This window comes from Tumebacillus amylolyticus (assembly GCF_016722965.1).
GTDB lineage: Bacteria > Bacillota > Bacilli > Tumebacillales > Tumebacillaceae > Tumebacillus > Tumebacillus amylolyticus.
In genome coordinates this window covers 514,272-530,239 of record NZ_JAEQNB010000002.1, presented here as the reverse complement: position 1 = coordinate 530,239, position 15,968 = coordinate 514,272, and the positions used below count along the sequence as shown (strand labels likewise).

Genomic DNA, 15,968 nt, shown 5'->3' with positions numbered 1-15,968 from the left:
ATAAATGTCATGTAAATTCGATTGATGAGAAGTTGAACTCTATCGAAAAAGGGTCAAAGACAAGTGCAATGTCTCTGACCCTTTTTCCTGTGCTGTTTTATTGAAGCATCGTTGTATTAGCTTGTAGCACCCGTGTCAACTTTGGATTCAATTACGCTTTGAATGGTTGCCGGCACTGCAGAGAGGAAGTCATAGCCGGTCTTAGATTCGATGCTGTCTACACTGACTCGGTAGTAACCCCAGGATTGGCTGTTGACGGTTTGATTGTTCGGCATCATGACCGCAATTACTCGGGTCGTCGAGGTGATGCGGCTAAGGTCACCGTTGCCATTCGGCAAGACGACCATTATCTTCCAAGTATAGGCAGGAACCACTACGCCATTCCCTACAGAGGTCGCATAGCCGTTAGAGCCTGTGCCGCCCGTTCCGTATCCACCGGCGATGATATACAGTTCGTTGCCTGCGTTAACAAGCGTGCGGCCATAGTCTTCCATACTTGCCCAAGTAATCTCGTTGTTATGCGGAGATTGAGGGATCATATTGGTCATCAGGAACGTTGCCGAATTGTTGGTAACAGAAGAGGTACGGTCAGCGGACGGACACATGTGCCCTCTGTCAAATCCGGAACCTGAAAATTCACTTGCACCAACCTGATACCAACCGGAGGGCAAGGTTGTATCAGCACGGAAGTCATCTTGACGCGCAGTGCTTCCAAGATCAGATGCAACAAGATGCCAACTAACCCAATTCGCCTCGTGCTTGCTGTTGCTGTAAGAAAGATCATACTGCGACTTAATCATCAAGTAATTAGTAGAGTTGGATGTACTGGTTGTCGCGCCGCTTGGATTCCCTAATAACATATGATCATTATCAATCCCAGTACCACCGCCGCCACCACCGCCGCCGCCAGACGGTTCGGACGGAGAAGATGAATTCTTGGGAGACAAACTGCTCGTCACGACCAAGTCGGATGCATTGTTGTTCGTGTCCCAACCATTGCCTTGACCCTGAACGGTTCCACCGGTGTTGTCTTTGCGTACTGCACTTGTTGTATTGGAGAGTGTAGCTACCGGAGACGTTTCTGAATCACTTGCAGAACCGAAGCCTACAAAATCCACAACATTGGTATCTTTTGAACCTGATACCGAGGTCGTGACTTTTGCCAATGCAACTTTTCCGTCGGTTGCACTTAAGTTAATCGTACCCGTGGCATTGGGAGTCGGCAGAGCAACTGTTCCGGCACTGCCGGCCGCCTCTTGAACTAAATAGTAGCTGTAGGGAGCGATGCTTCCGGTCAAATTTGTAATGTTCGTGAAAGTTCCGGTTGCAGAGGCATATTGAACAGACCAACCAGACAAGCTTATACTGGAACTGGTAGGGTTGTAGAGTTCAATATAATCGTTTTTGTAGGAAGCGCCGCTGTTTCCGCCTCCCCCGTAAATTTCACTGATCACGACATGCGTGGCTGCTGCCGCATGTGCAGGGGTACTTGAAAAATTACCCAAGATACCAAAAGACCCTAAGGACACACAGGCGAGTACTGCAATCTTCTTGTTGAACTTTGTCTTGGTTTTAAACGTTTTGTCCATCGCTATAACCTCCCATTGAATCTTATGAATATTGTATCGTTAGTAAAAACCGATTTGAATATAACGAGGGTCACGCGAACGTCACGACTTTACCTCATTTTTTGTGACTTCAGCACGTTTTCGTGACTTCTAGCACGCGAGGTAAGGAGGTGTGTGAACGTCATGATAAACGTATTGATTGTTGATAGTACAAGAATTTTGAGAGAAAGCTTACTACATCTGATTGAAAAAGACAGTGAATTACGGGTTGTCGGCAGTGCTGAAAATGGGCTTCAGGCTGTGGAGTCCTGTGGCACTCTGGCCCCTGACGTTGTGCTCATGGATGTCGCGATGCCCGAATGTGACGGAATTGAAGCGACGAGGATTATTAAAAGAAAATTCAGTACCATCAAAGTAGTCATCCTTACGCATCAGACGGACAAGGAGTATGTTGCCTCTGCACTAAAATCCGGCGCAGACGGATACTTATTTAAGGATATAAAAGGATCGGAGCTTGTCCTTGCTGTCAAATGTGTGGCCGGCAATATGAGGGTGTACCACCATGATGTACTTGAGGGTTTGGATATCTATATTGAAAATAGGAATCCAATAAACCAGACGAGACGGGAAATCGAGCTGATCCGATATATCGCACAAGGCAAAAGCAATAAGGAAATCGCCGGTATATTAAATTTGAGCGAAGGCCGGATCAAGAATATCATCACAGGAATCCTGAAAAAAAACGATTTGCAGGACCGAACCCAGCTGGCAGTCTATGCGATTACGAAACGATATATATAAAGCCAAACTGTGCGAAATTCTCAGAGTTCTCGAATAAATACGATCGTGATCTCTTTTTACTTTTGATACTTGAACCTAACGTTACGTCATGTTTTATAGTAGGAGTACCGGCAAACAGCTAGCGCAAACGAAGGGGTTGAACATGAAACGATTCTGGAAGGTCGGGGAACTCGCCAAGTTGTCGGGAGTTACCGTGCGAACCTTGCGATTTTACAATCAAATTGGATTGTTCTCGCCATCGGGGCAGACGGAATCAGGTCACAGGTTGTACAGTGAATCGGATCTGTCGCGTCTGCAACAAGTTCTGTCTCTCAAGGAACTTGGCTTATCACTTGACGAGGTCAAGTCCGTATTGGCCGGCAAGTTGTACAGCCCGCTTGAGATTGTGACGCTGCAAATGGACCGAATCAAGGAGCAGATTCAATTGCAAAAAAAGCTCCTCGCGCAACTTGGACATGTCTCCGATTTGATGCAGGGGAAGACTCCGCTCGCCATAGAGGACTTCACCAGCCTCTTGCAAGCGATGAAAATCGGGCATGAGAAGCTGGTCGTCGAGCGACGGGTGAGTTGGGAACATCGGTTGGACTTGCTGGGGGATTTTTTGGACGAGGAAAACGAAATCACGAAAACGAGGGATGATCAACGATGACCGAACGATCTGTCAAACACGCTACTTTCGTCGTCGAGCGGACGTATTCCGCCTCTGCTGGACGAGTGTATAACGCTTGGGCCGACCCGATTGCCAAAGCGAAATGGTTTTCAAAGCCGGAATGTTTCGAATTCCGAGTCGGCGGTCGCGAATACAGCGTGGGTGGGCCGCCGCAAGGACCTGTTTTTACTTTTGATGCTTGTTATCAGGAGATCGTGCCTGAACAGCGCATCGTGTATACCTACACCTTGGATATGGGAGAGACACGGATGTCCGTCTCGACCGCAACGGTTGAGTTTCTTCCATCTGAGGAGGGCACGAAGTTGGTCTTCACGGAACAGGGTGTGTTCTTCGACGGGCATGACACACCGGAAGCACGTGAGGAAGGCACGATCTCGTTGCTTGAGGCATTGGGCAAGTCCCTCTAAGGGCTCAAGGTCGTACAAGCCATTCACGAAAAAAAGGACCTCTTACGACGAACGTCGCCAGAGGTCTTTTTTCATAGGATACTTCTTGATTTTGGGTCGTCGGAGGTATTGTACTCATTCGTCTAAGAGAGTACGATAGGTAAGTCTGCACAGCGCAGATAGACTCCTAGTTTTCATTCATTCTTAAGAATTTATTATTAATGAATGGTAATATATATTATAACATGAAAATTATTATAATAGGCTTCGTTATGGTATAATTGAGGCACATAAGGTGTGTCCCTAGGTGGCGACTGGCTTTTTGTACTACCTTAAGCAGGAGTGCCTATTCTTTTTTTACAAAAATAGGAGAAAAGGAGAAGTTACAATGAGCAAGATACAGAACAAAACAGACGTTATCTTAATTGGTGCCGGAGCCATGAGCGCGACTTTGGGAGCATTACTGAAAGAGTTAGCACCGGAATGGGAAGTCAAAGTGTTTGAGAAACTTGCAAGTGCAGGCGAAGAAAGCTCGAACGAATGGAACAACGCGGGGACGGGCCATGCTGCACTGTGCGAGCTTAACTATACATCCGAAAAATCTGACGGATCTATAGATATCAGCAAAGCGATCAAAATCAACGAACAGTTCCAGCTCTCCAGACAGTTCTGGTCTTATCTTGTCAACTCCAACCTGATTCGGAATCCGCAGGACTTTATCATGCCGATTCCTCATATGAGTTTCGTTCAAGGGGAAAAAAATGTAGCGTTTCTGAAAAAACGTTTTGAAGCGCTCACCGACAATCCCCTGTTTCAAGGGATGGAATATTCTGATGATCCCGATAAATTGATGGAATGGATTCCGCTGATCATGGAAGGCCGTACCTCGAATGAACCGATCGCAGCCACCAAAATCGACTCCGGAACGGACGTCAACTTTGGTGCTTTGACACGCATGTTGTTTGAACACCTGAAAAGCAGAGACGTCGAGATCAACTACAAGCACAGCGTTGAGGATATCAAACGCACCGGCGACGGCTTGTGGGAAGTGAAAGTGCATGATCTCGAACTCGGGAAAACCACGTACCATACCGCCAAATTCGTCTTTATCGGCGGCGGCGGCGGAAGTCTGCCTTTGCTGCAAAAAACCGGCATTCCCGAGTCGAAACATATCGGAGGATTCCCGGTAAGCGGACTCTTCATGGTATGCAACAACCCGGAAGTTGTCGAGCAGCACCATGCAAAAGTATACGGAAAAGCGAAAGTCGGCGCTCCGCCGATGTCTGTTCCGCATCTCGATACCCGATATATCGACAACAAAAAAACATTGCTGTTTGGACCGTTTGCGGGCTTCTCTCCGAAGTTCCTGAAGACGGGTTCGAATTTTGATTTGATTTCTTCCGTAAAACCGAACAATGTCATCACGATGTTGGCGGCCGGCGTCAAAGAGATGGCATTGACAAAATACCTGATCCAGCAAGTGTTGCTTTCGAATGAAAAGCGCATGGAAGAATTGCGCGAGTTTATTCCGAACGCGCAAAGCAAGGATTGGAAGATCGTAGCAGCGGGCCAACGCGTGCAAGTTATCAAAGACACGGAAGCCGGCAAAGGGACTCTGCAATTTGGTACGGAAGTGGTGAGTGCGGCTGACGGCTCGATTGCAGCTTTGCTCGGCGCTTCACCGGGAGCTTCCACCGCCGTTCACGTTATGCTTGAAGTATTGGAGAAATGCTTCCCGGAATACATGATGGAATGGGAACAGAAAATCAAAGAAATGATTCCTTCGTATGGCGTGTCACTCGCGGAGAACCCGGAATTCTTCGAAGAAATTCACTCGTCAACCGCGCAGACGCTGGGTCTGAATGTAAAAGAACTTGCCTATAATTAATTCTCTCATTAGGTGAGGGCAGTTATTCGTGATTCGTACTTTATATAGTGCATGCAAAGCCACCCGTGGTAGCGGGTGGCTTTTTTTCTATTTGCTGAGTTGCTATAACTGTTTAGTAAGAACATGTTCGCGAGTGATAATTAAAAAAATACTCTCAAACTCTCTGTGCGTATTTGTCTGTAAGTGATAAAATTATAGATAAGTTTACAATGTTTGGTGGAGGCGTGAAACAAATGATTGTTAGGGATGAAAATAAGAAGTTTTTCATATCTACTTTGGCTTCAGTACTCGAGGGAAAGTATCTCGAATCTGACTGGACGAAACTTGCATATGAGATTGACGAGATTGAAACCATTTTGCATCACCCAAGATTACTTCGTAGCCTGCAATGGGGGGACCGCGACTATCTTATGAATATTTTGGAGGTCCTTGAGAGGATCGGGCAAAATAATTTTGATAATTTGGTCTGTATCGCAGAGCAGATCGACTTTGAAGATTGGACATTTTCAAATGCGCCAAAGGCGTACTCAAGGCTGTTTAAAACTGGTGATGAGCAACAAGTTCAGGGAATCAGGAAACCTGATAGATTGCCCGACCGTCGACAAAACGAAATGATTACGCCAGAGGTAAAGAAAATAAAAAACAGCAAAGTTTTCATTGTACATGGGCGAGATGAGTTGCCTAAATATCGTGTTGCTAAATATCTGCATGATCATGGTTTAATACCTGTCATCCTTCATGAGCAGGCAAATCAAAGTAAAACAATTTTTGAAAAGATTGAAGCGAATTCAGATGTCGGGTTCGCTGTCGTAGTAGTTACTCCAGATGATATCGGTGCTCTTCAAGGTGACTTTGAAAAAGAAGGGACGTTGGTTCTAAAGAAACGGGCACGGCAAAATGTAATTCTTGAGTTAGGTTATTTCTTGGCAAAGCTCGGACGCTCAAACGTTGCGGTGTTATTGACGGAAGAAGTTGAGCGGCCTTCAGATATTGACGGAATTACCTACATCTTCATGAAGGATCGTGGCTGGGAAGTTGATTTAAGAAAGGAGTTCCTAGCAGCGGGATATGAAGTATAGAAGCTAATCGTTACTAGTATCTGATCCTCTAGGAGAGTGTCAATTTGAATGTAACCTTAAAAATAGTAGAATGTCCTCAATGTGGAGCACCTGTAAGGCAACAAAGACAACAATGTGAGTATTGTCAAGTGGCTTTGAAGGTACAGACATTATCCTATCTTGACCATTTTGATCAGTCTTCCGTGAAGAAATACTTACAGCATTACAAATCAATTCATACCACATTCCCTGATGTTCCTGAACTCAATATGTCCATTGGGCTTTGCCATTTGAATCTCGGTCTCTATGACATGGCACGCAACCATTTTCTAAAGGTCATTGAAGTCGAACCGGATCGCAGTGAGGCTTACTATTATGTGTCCCTTAGCATCATAAAGAAACGTAAGCCGAAAAATCTGAATTTACGAGAAGCAAAGCAGATTGAACGGTTTCTGGAAATTGCGATCAGAATAACCCCAACTGCCAAGTTCTACTACCTTTGGGCGATTTTGAAGTATGAGTATTACTACAAAAATGGGCTACGTGTGACGAGTCCGCATTATGATGAATTATTCGCAGAGGGACATGCATGTAAGAAAGATCACTCTGAACTCAAAAGTTTACTAGATCATTTGACCATAGAGGACCCAGCGTTACTAAAAGTTGTGTTTGCCTAACAACTACCGAAAAAACGGTGCGAATATTCAAATGACAGGAGAAAAATTTCATGAAAAACCAACAGCTTCTACTCGATGTTCCTATTTTTTCTAGAATCGGTGCTTTGCCGATTCTCTTTTGTATGGCGACCATGATGATGTTTGTTTTTCCGTCGAAGCACTTTTCACCTTGGTTCCAACTAGACCAGGGGGTGTTGTTGGTCGGGATCTTGATCTACTTATCGGTTTGGGGAGCAATGCGTCTTGTCCGTTCTTTCCACTTAGAGCGTCAGGGGAAATCCTTGGAGCAGCAGGTCCAGATGAGGAGGATCGGTCGCTATTTCTTGTTTCGTAAGAACTTGTCGATCACTCTTTTGTTGTTGATGCTTAGCATCATTTTTCCGGCAGAGAATTCTTTTATGATTTCACTTATTTTGGGAATTTCTTTTCTGGCGTACACACGGATGACAATGCCAAAAGATTCGCAGATCGACGCATGGGTCAGTCAAAGAATGAATTCACATGAACAAGAAGGCTTGGAGACCCTGCACTTTGATCAGGATGAACTGGTCGCGGACAATCTCTCGGTCAAAGGAATAGGAATCTCAAAGAATGCGATAACGTATGTAAGATATGGTTCTGATAAAAAGGCACGTTTCTCGATGCTAGGCTTTACTACCGTATACTTTTCAGAGGATCTTCTCTTGGTCTATTACAAAGTACTCGATTTAGTACGTGATGAAATAATCTTAGAAAAAACAGAGGAGTACTTCTATCAAGAAATCGTTTCACTTGAAACAGAGCGGACGGAATGGAGAACTGGCGTTGGTGGGAAGAACTTTACCATAAATCCACTGAAGATGGTCGTAGCTGCTACCATGTTTTTTATCAGTATTTTTAATAGAGAGAATACCTGGGTAAGAACCTTGAACATGGTGACGAGTGGGGGTACTGCATTCAGTCTCTATGTTTCAAATAATTCGAAGAAGGAACAGCATCCGAAGGAGTATGAGGATCAACTGGACAATGCTTTAAAAGCATTGCGTAAGATGTTACGTGAGAAAAAAACTGTTAATAAAGAAAAGTAATTCGTGATATTTTCTTAGGACTTTCGTGATTCGGGGGTCCTAAACCTAATTCTTGACTTAAACTGAGAGAGGGGGAAAGAGCAGAGGAAGAACGGGTCTGTCGTTCATCATTTCTCTGCAACATGTATGACATCAATAGATCGACTCAAATACGATGGACCTGAAAACGGACAACCATGGCTGGTTCACAAATGCCGATCGGAAGATCTCGTACTGGGCGGACAATTGGTTGTCACTCAGAGTCAAGAAGCGCTCTTTTTCGAAGGAGGAGAAGCTCCGCATCTCTTCCTGGCGGGGACATATACGTTACCTAAGAGTAATGCACCTCTATTCAAAAGTTTGATGAAGATTCCTTTTGGTAGAAGGACGCTTTTTGCAGCTGAAGTATATTTCATAAACAAAACATCTCACTTAGACATGAAATGGGGCACATCTGTACCGTTTCAAATCATGGACCCAAAATACAACATGATGCTGACAGTTCGAGCGTTCGGACAATATGGTATAACGGTTTCTAATTCACGAGTATTTGTCACAAGTATTATTGGAGCAGTGAGCGGAGGGCATGTATCGGACTACAATACTGTAACGAGTTTATTTACTGGTTTGATCAACGTAAAAGTAAAAGAGGTCATTTCAAAATGTATAATCAGGAAAGGAATTTCTCTTTTGGATATTCATCATCTGTTAGGTGAAATTTCTGATGAATGCCGATTTGAGATCAACGCTGCTTTTTCTCGATATGGCATAGAAGTTGTGACTTTCTATGTGGAGTCCATTAATTTTCCTGATGATGAGGTACAGCTCTTCAAGGATGCTCTTAGTAAGAAGAGAGTCCTCGCGACATTGGGTGAAGATTATTATCGTCAGAGATCTTTAGACATCTTGGAGAACAGGGCTAGTTCTAGATTTTCTTTTGGTCAGGAAACTCTGGGTAGTGGCTCTACAAGCAAGGAGAGGAGTTTTTGTCCTACATGTAATGTGGAAGTACCTGCTCATTCTAAATTTTGCGGGCAATGTGGAAGTCCAATAGAAATGTAAGAGGAAAAGGGGGACAACCGCGCTATGGAAAGTATGAAGATTACGAAGGTTGAAACCGCTGTAGGAACGATTGCCGTCGTGAGCGGCGGCGAGGTCGTACTCGGGGACGTGCAGTCTGCCTTGGATCTGATGGCAACCGTGCAATATGAAGCCGGCAGCGACCGGCTCGTGCTGCACAAATCCCTGCTCCATGAAAACTTTTTCGATTTGAAAACACGCCTTGCGGGCGACATCTTGCAGAAGTTCGTCAATTATCGCGTGAAGGTTGCCATTGTGGGGGACTTCTCGGTGTACGCAAGCCGGAGCCTTCAGGACTTCATCTACGAATGCAACAGCGGAAACGATGTGTTTTTCCTGCCGACTGAACAACAGGCGATTGAAAAGTTGAGCCTGTAGAAGGTCGTGCCGTATCTCCCGACAAAAAACCCTTCCCGATTGCGGGAAGGGTTTTCCTATCACAGCGTTGGAAGCGGTTAGATTTCGTGGGTTTTGTAGACCGTCGGCATGACATCTTCGAGGTAGTCGCTGACGATCTGCGCGTCCTCCAAGTTTGTGAAACCGAGTTTGTCGCAGAGCAGTTGCACGTCTTGCACTTCGAAAATGTCAAAAACGCCGAACTTCTTGGTTTGCAGATGCAAGATCAACGCTTTTCCGTAAAAGTGAGACGTGTAGTTGATCACCAAATCATACTGACAGTGATCTGTGACCAACGTAACAAAGCGGTTACGGGACTCTTCGTAGCTTTCGTTGTAAACATGACGCGGCATGATCATCCACCTCTTTTCTTAGGATTGATGTATGTCGGCGACATCTACCCTTACAATACGGGTAAATGATCCTTTTTATGTATGTCCGCTTGTAAATTTTCTGTCTATTCTTTGTGGTATACTTTACTCAGCTACTGGAGTGAAGAGGAGGAGTTTGGGTTGTTGTTTGTGGATTATCATACGCATCATGAGCGTTGCGGCCATGCGGTCGGGACGTTGGAGGAGTATATTGAAGCAGCTCTTGCCAAAGGGCTCAAAGAAATCGGCTTGAGTGACCACCAGCCCTTGATTCATGTGCCGCACCGCGAGGGGTCGGCGATGTTGATGGAGCAATTGCCGGGTTATGTCGAAGAGGCGTTGGCTCTGCAGCAGAAGTACCGCGGGCAGATCGACGTGAAGGTCGGATTGGAAGGCGATTGGGTGGAAGGGTATGGAGAGCAGGTTCGGGGGTTGCTTGCCCAATACCCGTTTGATTACGTGATCGGCTCGGTGCATTTCTTGGGCGAATGGGACCATACGAACAGTGCGGAGCTTTCGAACTGGGACGGGCGCGATGTGTACGAGACGTACGCGGAGTATTACCGCCAAGTGCAGTTGGCCGCGCAGAGCGGGTTGTTTGATATCATCGGGCATCTCGATGTGATCAAGCGCTTTGGTGTGAAGCCGGAGCGCAGTGTGGACGAACTGTTGGAGCAGACGGTGCTGGCGGTGCGTGACGCGGGAGTTTGTGTAGAAGTCAATGCGTCGGGCCTGCGCTATCCGTGTGCCGAGCAATTCCCGAGCGTCCGGGTGATGGAGATGATGAAATTCCACGAGATTCCGCTGACCGTGGGATCGGATGCACACCAGCCGGGTTTTGTCGCGGAGGGTTTTGCGACGGTGTATGAGTTGTTGAAGCAGGTTGGGTACACGCACGTTCACGGGTTTACGGGACGGAAGCGGTACGAGATTGAGATCTAGAAAAAGGAGACACCCCTGCCCGGAGAGTCCGGACAGGGGTGTTTTTTGTTGCGTGTGGAGGTTTGCCGGGTCACTTTCACTTGCGGTGGGACGTTATTGCTGTTTCTTGTTCTCTTCTTGAGCGACTTGCGGCGGGTAGTAGCCCATTCCGTTGGTGCCCGGAATGAAGTTTGGCATCAGCGTGTTGCCTTGACCGTCGATGATGCTGAGTTCTTCGCCGATCTGCCCTGCTTCTACCGTGTACTTCTGCATCGCGGCGCCGGCGGTCTGGTTCTGACCCTGACCCTGACTTTGGTCGCTCTGCTGGCTGAACGTCTGTTGGCAGTCTTGACGCATCTGCTGTTGAACGTCAGCGTTCGCAAACGTCGAGGAGCTTTGCTGCTGCAGTTGTTGCTGCTGCTGACCTGCCTCGCCGATGGAGCCGACTTCGGAACCGAACGCTTGCTGGGCGTCTGCACGGACTTGCTGCTGGACCTGCGACGAAGCGAAGTTGCTGCCTTGGGCCGCTTGAGCCTGCATGCCTTGTTGCTGAGCGCCGGACTTTTGCGAACCTGCTTCGCCGATGGTGCCGACTTCGGAAGAGAAGGCTTGCTGAGCGTCTTGACGCACCTGCTGTTGGACTTGCGAGGACGCGAAGTCTTGTTGCTTCGGAGACAAGCCGTACTCCGACTGGAGATCTTGCTTGAAGTCACCGATCGAGCCGATCTCCACGTTGTCGTTGTTCAGCGTACCGTCAGCTTGACGCAACCGGATCGGTGCGGGCTGTTGATCTTGCGCCTCTCGTTCACCGATCGTACCGACTTCAGAGCCAAACGCAGGACGCGTGTTGCTCGGACGCTGATTGCCTTGCTGACCATTCATCTGACCGGCTTCGTTCGTCCCGTTGCGATGCACAAAGTAATACCACGCATAAAAGAGCACACCGATGACTGCCACAGCAATGATAAACCCTGCAAATGTCATGAATGCTCACCCCCTGTTCTCTAGTGTGGCTTGAACCGTGGGGAACATGTGTAGAAAAAAAGTCCACTTCCCGTTTCGGAGTGGACTGTTCATCGGACGAGCTGTGAAGTTAGGCGAGGTCCTTGGCAAGCGATGCTACATGGTCGGCGTCGAGCGGTGCTTCCACATGCAGGTTCGGGTGGTCGAGGAGGACGCGGACGGTTTCGTGCTCGTAGGAGCCGTTGGTGAGGTACGCCTTGGCGGTGCCGGTGATCGGGAATTTGAGGTAGTGGACGGAGGTCGTGTTCTCACGATCGTCGTGCTCTTCCTCAAACACGGCTTTCAGCTTCTCATCGCCGACTTGCAGGTACAAGTGATGCTCGATCCCTTTGAGGTCCACGAGGATCTTCGCCAGTTGTTCTTGGTTGTCCCGTTCGATGAACAGGGTGGCCGACAGCTCATCGTCGCCCGGGAGCATGCCGGAATAGATGTCGATGTACTCGTCGAGCTCTTTGGCATCGGTCAGGTCTTCGCTGTGGGCAAGTTCTTGAATCTGGAACAACACCGTCTGACGGTTCTCAAACAAGATCGAAATGTCTTGGCCGAGTTTCAGACGACGCGACTTTTTGTACTGGATCATCTTTTGCAGATACTCATCACGGCCTTGGCGGTACGTCGGGAGTGCCACCAGGTCGCTGCGGGTGATTGCGGTTGCCATGAAAAATCCACCTCCGTTGCGATATGAATCGACTGTCCTGTACGTATGATGTACAGGACAGTCGTTTTTAGACGAAAAAGGAGACTATTCGAGGGAGTCGAGCAACTTTTGGAAGCGTTGTGCGTGAACGCGTTCTGCTTTCGCCATGACTTCCATCCATTCGCCGATGTCTTCGAAGCCTTCTTCGCGAGCGGTTGCTGCGAAGCCCGGGTACATTTCGGTGTACTCGTAGGTTTCACCTGCGATTGCGGAAGCGAGCATTTCTTTTGCGGTGTTGACCGGAAGACCGGTTGCCGGGTCGCCTTCCCCGTTGTTGCGGAGTGCGTCGAAGTGACCGAATGCATGCTTGGTTTCGCCGTTCGCAATGTTGCGGAACAGGGAAGCGATCTCTTCGAGACCCTCGGTGTCAGCTTGCTCTGCGAAGTACAGGTAACGACGGTTTGCTTGGGATTCACCTGCGAATGCTGCTTTCAGGTTGTCTGCGGTTTTGGTGCCTTTTACGTTTGCCATGTTTGATTTCTCCTCCTTGGTTTGTGAACGTGTGTAATAAGTCTAAAGTTAGACTAACTCAACATCGACCGTTCAGTATGTAACCTCAATCACATTTCGACAAAAAAAGGGGATGACTGCACCAAATGAAGCGATTGCGCGACGACGTGAAGATCTTCTCCGGCTCGTCCAACCCGGCCCTCGCCGAGGAAGTCTGCCGTTTGCTTGGACTCCCGCTTGGCGAAACGACGATTTCCCGCTTCACAAGCGGCGAACTCTACGTGAACATTAAGGAAAGCGTGCGCGGAGCGGACGTCTACGTCATCCAATCTTTCTGCCACCCGGTCAATGAAAACTTCGTCGAGCTGATGGTAATGATCGACGCACTCAAACGCTCCTCGGCAGGCATGATTAATGTCATCCTTCCCTACTACGGTTATGCACGTCAGGAAAAACAGGACTCTCCCCGCGAGCCGATCACCGCCAAGATGGTGGCAGACGTCCTGACCACCGTCGGCGCCGAGCGCATCATCACGATGGACCTGCACGCCGCCGCCATTCAGGGCTTTTTCAACATCCCGGTCGACCACATGACGGCCCTCGACTTGATCGCCGACTATCTGCGCACCAAGGACTTGAGCAACGCCATCGTGATCTCGCCGGACGCCGGCCGCGCCAAAACCGCCGAACGGCTCGCCACGTACCTCGATCTGCCTGTCGCGCTGATGAACAAGCGCCGCCCGAAGCACAACGAAGCGGAGATTACGCATGTGATCGGCGAGGTCGAGGGAAAAGTTCCGATTATTATAGAAGACATGATCGACACGGGCGGCACGATCATCAAAGTCATCGAGAGTTTGGTGGAGCACGGGGCGGTGCCGGAAGTGTTGCTGTGTGCGACGCACGCGATTTTTTCCGATCCGGCGCCTCAGCGGATTCAGCATCCGGCGATTCAAGAGGTGATCGTGACCGACACGTTCCCGGTGCAGGACTTGAATCTGCCGAAATTGACGGTGCTCTCGGCAGCGCCGCTTTTTGCAGAAGCGATCAATCGAATTCATAACAACCGTTCGATGTCGATGTTGTTTGCCGAATCTTCCTATCAAGGGTGCGAACAGGGCGAGTCATGACACCCCCAGAGGGTTATGGTATACTGGAACGCAAGGAGGTGACCGCGCGTGGACCAACCGAAGAGCCAGATTCAAAGCACGGGACGTAGCAACAATGTGATTCCGTTTCAGGTGGATGCCACTTTCTATTTTGAACGGGCCGTTCATTACTTGGATCGTCATGACCTCAAAAACGCACTCAAAAATTTCCGAAAGGCGTCGGAATTGGAGCCGGATAACCCGGTCAACCACTGCAATCTCGCGGGTATTCTCTCCGAGTTGGGCGAATTCGAGCAGTCCAACCTGATTCTTGAAAAGATCTTAGGCGACATCGACCCGGACATGGTCGAATGTTACTTCTATATGGCGAACAACTACGCCAACCTCGGCAGTTACGACCTCGCCGAGGACTATGCCGCCCGATACCTCGACGCAGAGCCGGAGGGTGAATTCGCGTCGGACGCCGACGAGATGTTGCAGATTCTCGTCCAAGAGTTCGGCGGCGGCAAAGTCCTGCACGAACGACGCGAACGGCAGGAAGCGGAGCAGCGCGACCATGACATTGCCCGCCAATTGTTAGAGGAAGGCAAATTCATGGAAGCGACCGAATATTTGGAGCAGGCGATTGCCGAGCATCCGGATTCGACGTCGGCCCGCAACAATTTGTCGCTTGCGTACTACTACCTCGGCGAATTGGAAAAAGCAATCGACGCCTCGATTGCCGTCTTGGAACGCGACCGGAGCAACGTGCATGCGTTGTGCAACTTGGCCGTTTTTTATCAGCATCTCGGGAAAAAGGAACAGTTGCAGGAGATCTTGGCGTGCCTGCGCAAACTCTACCCGCTGTACTTTGACCACACGTACAAACTGGCGACGACGATGGGGATTCTCGGCGAGCATACGGCTGCGTATCGCTTGTTCCGTCAACTCCTGCGCTGGAGCGACCGCCAAGACGCGCAACTGCTGCACTGCGTCGCGGCTGCTGCGGCGAACCTCGGCTTTTATCAGAAGGCGGAACGAATTTGGGAGGAAGTCAAGAACCTCGATCCCGATCCGACCGTCGCGGACTTTTTCTTGGCGCGCGTTCACGATGCGGTGCGAACGGGGCGGATGTCCCAACCGATCTCGTACCAGTATCACATCCCGTTCCAAGAGCAGTTCAAGAAAATGAAAGTCCAACTGCAAAGCGGGCAACTCGGCGCTTGGCACACCGATCCGATGGTGCGCTCGTCGCTGTTCTGGGCACTGCGTCACGGAGACGGCGAAACCAAACGCCAAGTCATCCAAGCGTTTGCCCTGATTGCCGACAAAGAAGTCGAGCACGCCCTGCGTGAATTTGTAAAAAATCCGGCCGAAAGCGACCAGTTGAAGCGGCATGCGCTCTATGTGCTGCGGCATATGGGGGCGGAAGGGCCGTTCCATGTTCACCTGGAGCAGGAGGAACATCTGTGGCGTGTGCAATCGATGCCGCAAGATGATCTGTTGACTTTGCGTCCGGAGTGGCAGGAAGTGCTGGACGGTACCGTCTCGCAGATGAACTCGACGTTCGGCGACGAAGCTTGTCTGCTCGCACGCGATGTGTGGACCCAATTCTTGCATCGCACGTTCACGGCACCGCCGCGAATCGGCAAGACGTTGGCGTGGTCGGCCGGTCTGGAATACACCGTTCTGCGCCGATTGGGGATCAAAGTCACGCAAACGGAAGTCGCCGCCCGTTACGGCGTAACGCCGGGTTCGGTGTCGAAGGTTTCCAGATTGCTGGCGGGGCAAGAGGATTTGTAGCAATCGTTACATTCACTTACATTTGCATCGGGATATACTAAGGGA

At 49.0% G+C, this 15,968-nt stretch carries 17 protein-coding genes; 12 read left to right on the top strand and 5 right to left on the bottom strand.

All coding sequences use genetic code 11. The features are described from left to right. Positions 1-116: 116 nt before the first annotated feature. Positions 117-1,589 carry a DNA/RNA non-specific endonuclease gene (locus JJB07_RS09560; RefSeq protein WP_201634170.1) on the bottom strand — a complete coding sequence of 491 codons (1,473 nt, stop codon included), beginning with the start codon at positions 1,587-1,589 and terminating at the stop codon, positions 117-119. 162 nt (positions 1,590-1,751) lie between these two features. Between JJB07_RS09560 and JJB07_RS09555 the strand changes: the two genes are divergently transcribed. The 9 genes from JJB07_RS09555 (at position 1,752) to JJB07_RS09515 (ending at position 9,552) form a co-directional block, all read left to right on the top strand. Next, positions 1,752-2,369 (top strand): response regulator transcription factor, encoded by a 618-nt coding sequence (locus JJB07_RS09555; RefSeq protein WP_201634167.1) that lies wholly within the window; start codon positions 1,752-1,754, stop codon positions 2,367-2,369. A 142-nt stretch (positions 2,370-2,511) separates the two neighbouring features. Further along, complete coding sequence (locus JJB07_RS09550; protein ID WP_201634164.1) at positions 2,512-3,018, top strand: MerR family transcriptional regulator; 507 nt, start codon at positions 2,512-2,514, stop codon at positions 3,016-3,018. Next, entirely contained in the window at positions 3,015-3,446 is a 432-nt protein-coding gene (locus JJB07_RS09545; RefSeq protein ID WP_201634161.1) for an SRPBCC family protein, read from the top strand. The genes JJB07_RS09550 and JJB07_RS09545 overlap by 4 nt, the downstream gene beginning before the upstream one ends. A gap of 286 nt (positions 3,447-3,732) precedes the next feature. Further along, positions 3,733-5,313 carry a malate:quinone oxidoreductase gene (locus JJB07_RS09540; RefSeq protein WP_347338329.1) on the top strand — a complete coding sequence of 527 codons (1,581 nt, stop codon included), beginning with the start codon at positions 3,733-3,735 and terminating at the stop codon, positions 5,311-5,313. A 233-nt stretch (positions 5,314-5,546) separates the two neighbouring features. After that, positions 5,547-6,392, top strand: coding sequence for a TIR domain-containing protein (locus JJB07_RS09535; protein ID WP_236588001.1), 846 nt, complete (start codon positions 5,547-5,549; stop codon positions 6,390-6,392). A 44-nt stretch (positions 6,393-6,436) separates the two neighbouring features. Further along, the gene (locus JJB07_RS09530; RefSeq protein ID WP_201634152.1) at positions 6,437-7,048 is read left to right on the top strand and encodes a zinc ribbon domain-containing protein; all 612 of its coding nucleotides are present in this window, start codon (positions 6,437-6,439) and stop codon (positions 7,046-7,048) included. Between the two features lie 50 nt (positions 7,049-7,098). After that, a complete protein-coding gene (locus JJB07_RS09525; protein WP_201634149.1) occupies positions 7,099-8,115 on the top strand; it encodes a hypothetical protein in 1,017 nt (338 codons plus the stop codon). A 126-nt stretch (positions 8,116-8,241) separates the two neighbouring features. Beyond that, a complete protein-coding gene (locus JJB07_RS09520; RefSeq protein WP_283809090.1) occupies positions 8,242-9,156 on the top strand; it encodes an SPFH domain-containing protein in 915 nt (304 codons plus the stop codon). A gap of 33 nt (positions 9,157-9,189) precedes the next feature. Beyond that, entirely contained in the window at positions 9,190-9,552 is a 363-nt protein-coding gene (locus JJB07_RS09515) for a DUF4180 domain-containing protein (protein ID WP_201634521.1), read from the top strand. Positions 9,553-9,629: 77 nt separating this feature from the next. Here JJB07_RS09515 and JJB07_RS09510 read toward each other — a convergent pair whose 3' ends face one another. Then, positions 9,630-9,923 carry an SAV0927 family protein gene (locus tag JJB07_RS09510; protein WP_201634143.1) on the bottom strand — a complete coding sequence of 98 codons (294 nt, stop codon included), beginning with the start codon at positions 9,921-9,923 and terminating at the stop codon, positions 9,630-9,632. A 168-nt stretch (positions 9,924-10,091) separates the two neighbouring features. Here JJB07_RS09510 and JJB07_RS09505 point away from each other — a divergent pair, with 168 nt between their 5' ends. Beyond that, a complete protein-coding gene (locus tag JJB07_RS09505; protein ID WP_347338335.1) occupies positions 10,092-10,883 on the top strand; it encodes a histidinol-phosphatase HisJ family protein in 792 nt (263 codons plus the stop codon). A gap of 93 nt (positions 10,884-10,976) precedes the next feature. On the opposite strand, the gene JJB07_RS09500 is transcribed toward JJB07_RS09505, so the two are convergent. From JJB07_RS09500 to JJB07_RS09490, 3 genes are all read right to left on the bottom strand, one after another. Beyond that, positions 10,977-11,846 carry a hypothetical protein gene (locus JJB07_RS09500; RefSeq protein ID WP_201634140.1) on the bottom strand — a complete coding sequence of 290 codons (870 nt, stop codon included), beginning with the start codon at positions 11,844-11,846 and terminating at the stop codon, positions 10,977-10,979. A gap of 109 nt (positions 11,847-11,955) precedes the next feature. Further along, positions 11,956-12,543, bottom strand: a complete 588-nt coding sequence (locus JJB07_RS09495) for a DUF3501 family protein (protein ID WP_201634137.1) — start codon at positions 12,541-12,543, stop codon at positions 11,956-11,958. 84 nt (positions 12,544-12,627) lie between these two features. Further along, positions 12,628-13,053, bottom strand: a complete 426-nt coding sequence (locus JJB07_RS09490; protein ID WP_201634134.1) for a rubrerythrin family protein — start codon at positions 13,051-13,053, stop codon at positions 12,628-12,630. Positions 13,054-13,178: 125 nt separating this feature from the next. Here JJB07_RS09490 and JJB07_RS09485 point away from each other — a divergent pair, with 125 nt between their 5' ends. Beyond that, positions 13,179-14,162, top strand: coding sequence for a ribose-phosphate diphosphokinase (locus JJB07_RS09485; protein ID WP_201634131.1), 984 nt, complete (start codon positions 13,179-13,181; stop codon positions 14,160-14,162). A 48-nt stretch (positions 14,163-14,210) separates the two neighbouring features. Further along, the gene (locus tag JJB07_RS09480) at positions 14,211-15,923 is read left to right on the top strand and encodes a tetratricopeptide repeat protein (RefSeq protein WP_201634128.1); all 1,713 of its coding nucleotides are present in this window, start codon (positions 14,211-14,213) and stop codon (positions 15,921-15,923) included. Positions 15,924-15,968 lie beyond the last annotated feature (45 nt).

What these genes read in the sequence shown, in the direction of transcription:
- JJB07_RS09560 (WP_201634170.1), bottom strand. Translation starts at nt 1,589, where the DNA reads ATGGACAAAACGTTTAAAACCAAGACAAAGTTCAACAAGAAGATTGCA.
- JJB07_RS09555 (WP_201634167.1), top strand. Translation starts at nt 1,752, where the DNA reads ATGATAAACGTATTGATTGTTGATAGTACAAGAATTTTGAGAGAAAGC.
- JJB07_RS09550 (WP_201634164.1), top strand. Translation starts at nt 2,512, where the DNA reads ATGAAACGATTCTGGAAGGTCGGGGAACTCGCCAAGTTGTCGGGAGTT.
- JJB07_RS09545 (WP_201634161.1), top strand. Translation starts at nt 3,015, where the DNA reads ATGACCGAACGATCTGTCAAACACGCTACTTTCGTCGTCGAGCGGACG.
- JJB07_RS09535 (WP_236588001.1), top strand. Translation starts at nt 5,547, where the DNA reads ATGATTGTTAGGGATGAAAATAAGAAGTTTTTCATATCTACTTTGGCT.
- JJB07_RS09525 (WP_201634149.1), top strand. Translation starts at nt 7,099, where the DNA reads ATGAAAAACCAACAGCTTCTACTCGATGTTCCTATTTTTTCTAGAATC.
- JJB07_RS09520 (WP_283809090.1), top strand. Translation starts at nt 8,242, where the DNA reads ATGACATCAATAGATCGACTCAAATACGATGGACCTGAAAACGGACAA.
- JJB07_RS09515 (WP_201634521.1), top strand. Translation starts at nt 9,190, where the DNA reads ATGAAGATTACGAAGGTTGAAACCGCTGTAGGAACGATTGCCGTCGTG.
- JJB07_RS09510 (WP_201634143.1), bottom strand. Translation starts at nt 9,923, where the DNA reads ATGCCGCGTCATGTTTACAACGAAAGCTACGAAGAGTCCCGTAACCGC.
- JJB07_RS09500 (WP_201634140.1), bottom strand. Translation starts at nt 11,846, where the DNA reads ATGACATTTGCAGGGTTTATCATTGCTGTGGCAGTCATCGGTGTGCTC.
- JJB07_RS09495 (WP_201634137.1), bottom strand. Translation starts at nt 12,543, where the DNA reads ATGGCAACCGCAATCACCCGCAGCGACCTGGTGGCACTCCCGACGTAC.
- JJB07_RS09490 (WP_201634134.1), bottom strand. Translation starts at nt 13,053, where the DNA reads ATGGCAAACGTAAAAGGCACCAAAACCGCAGACAACCTGAAAGCAGCA.
- JJB07_RS09485 (WP_201634131.1), top strand. Translation starts at nt 13,179, where the DNA reads ATGAAGCGATTGCGCGACGACGTGAAGATCTTCTCCGGCTCGTCCAAC.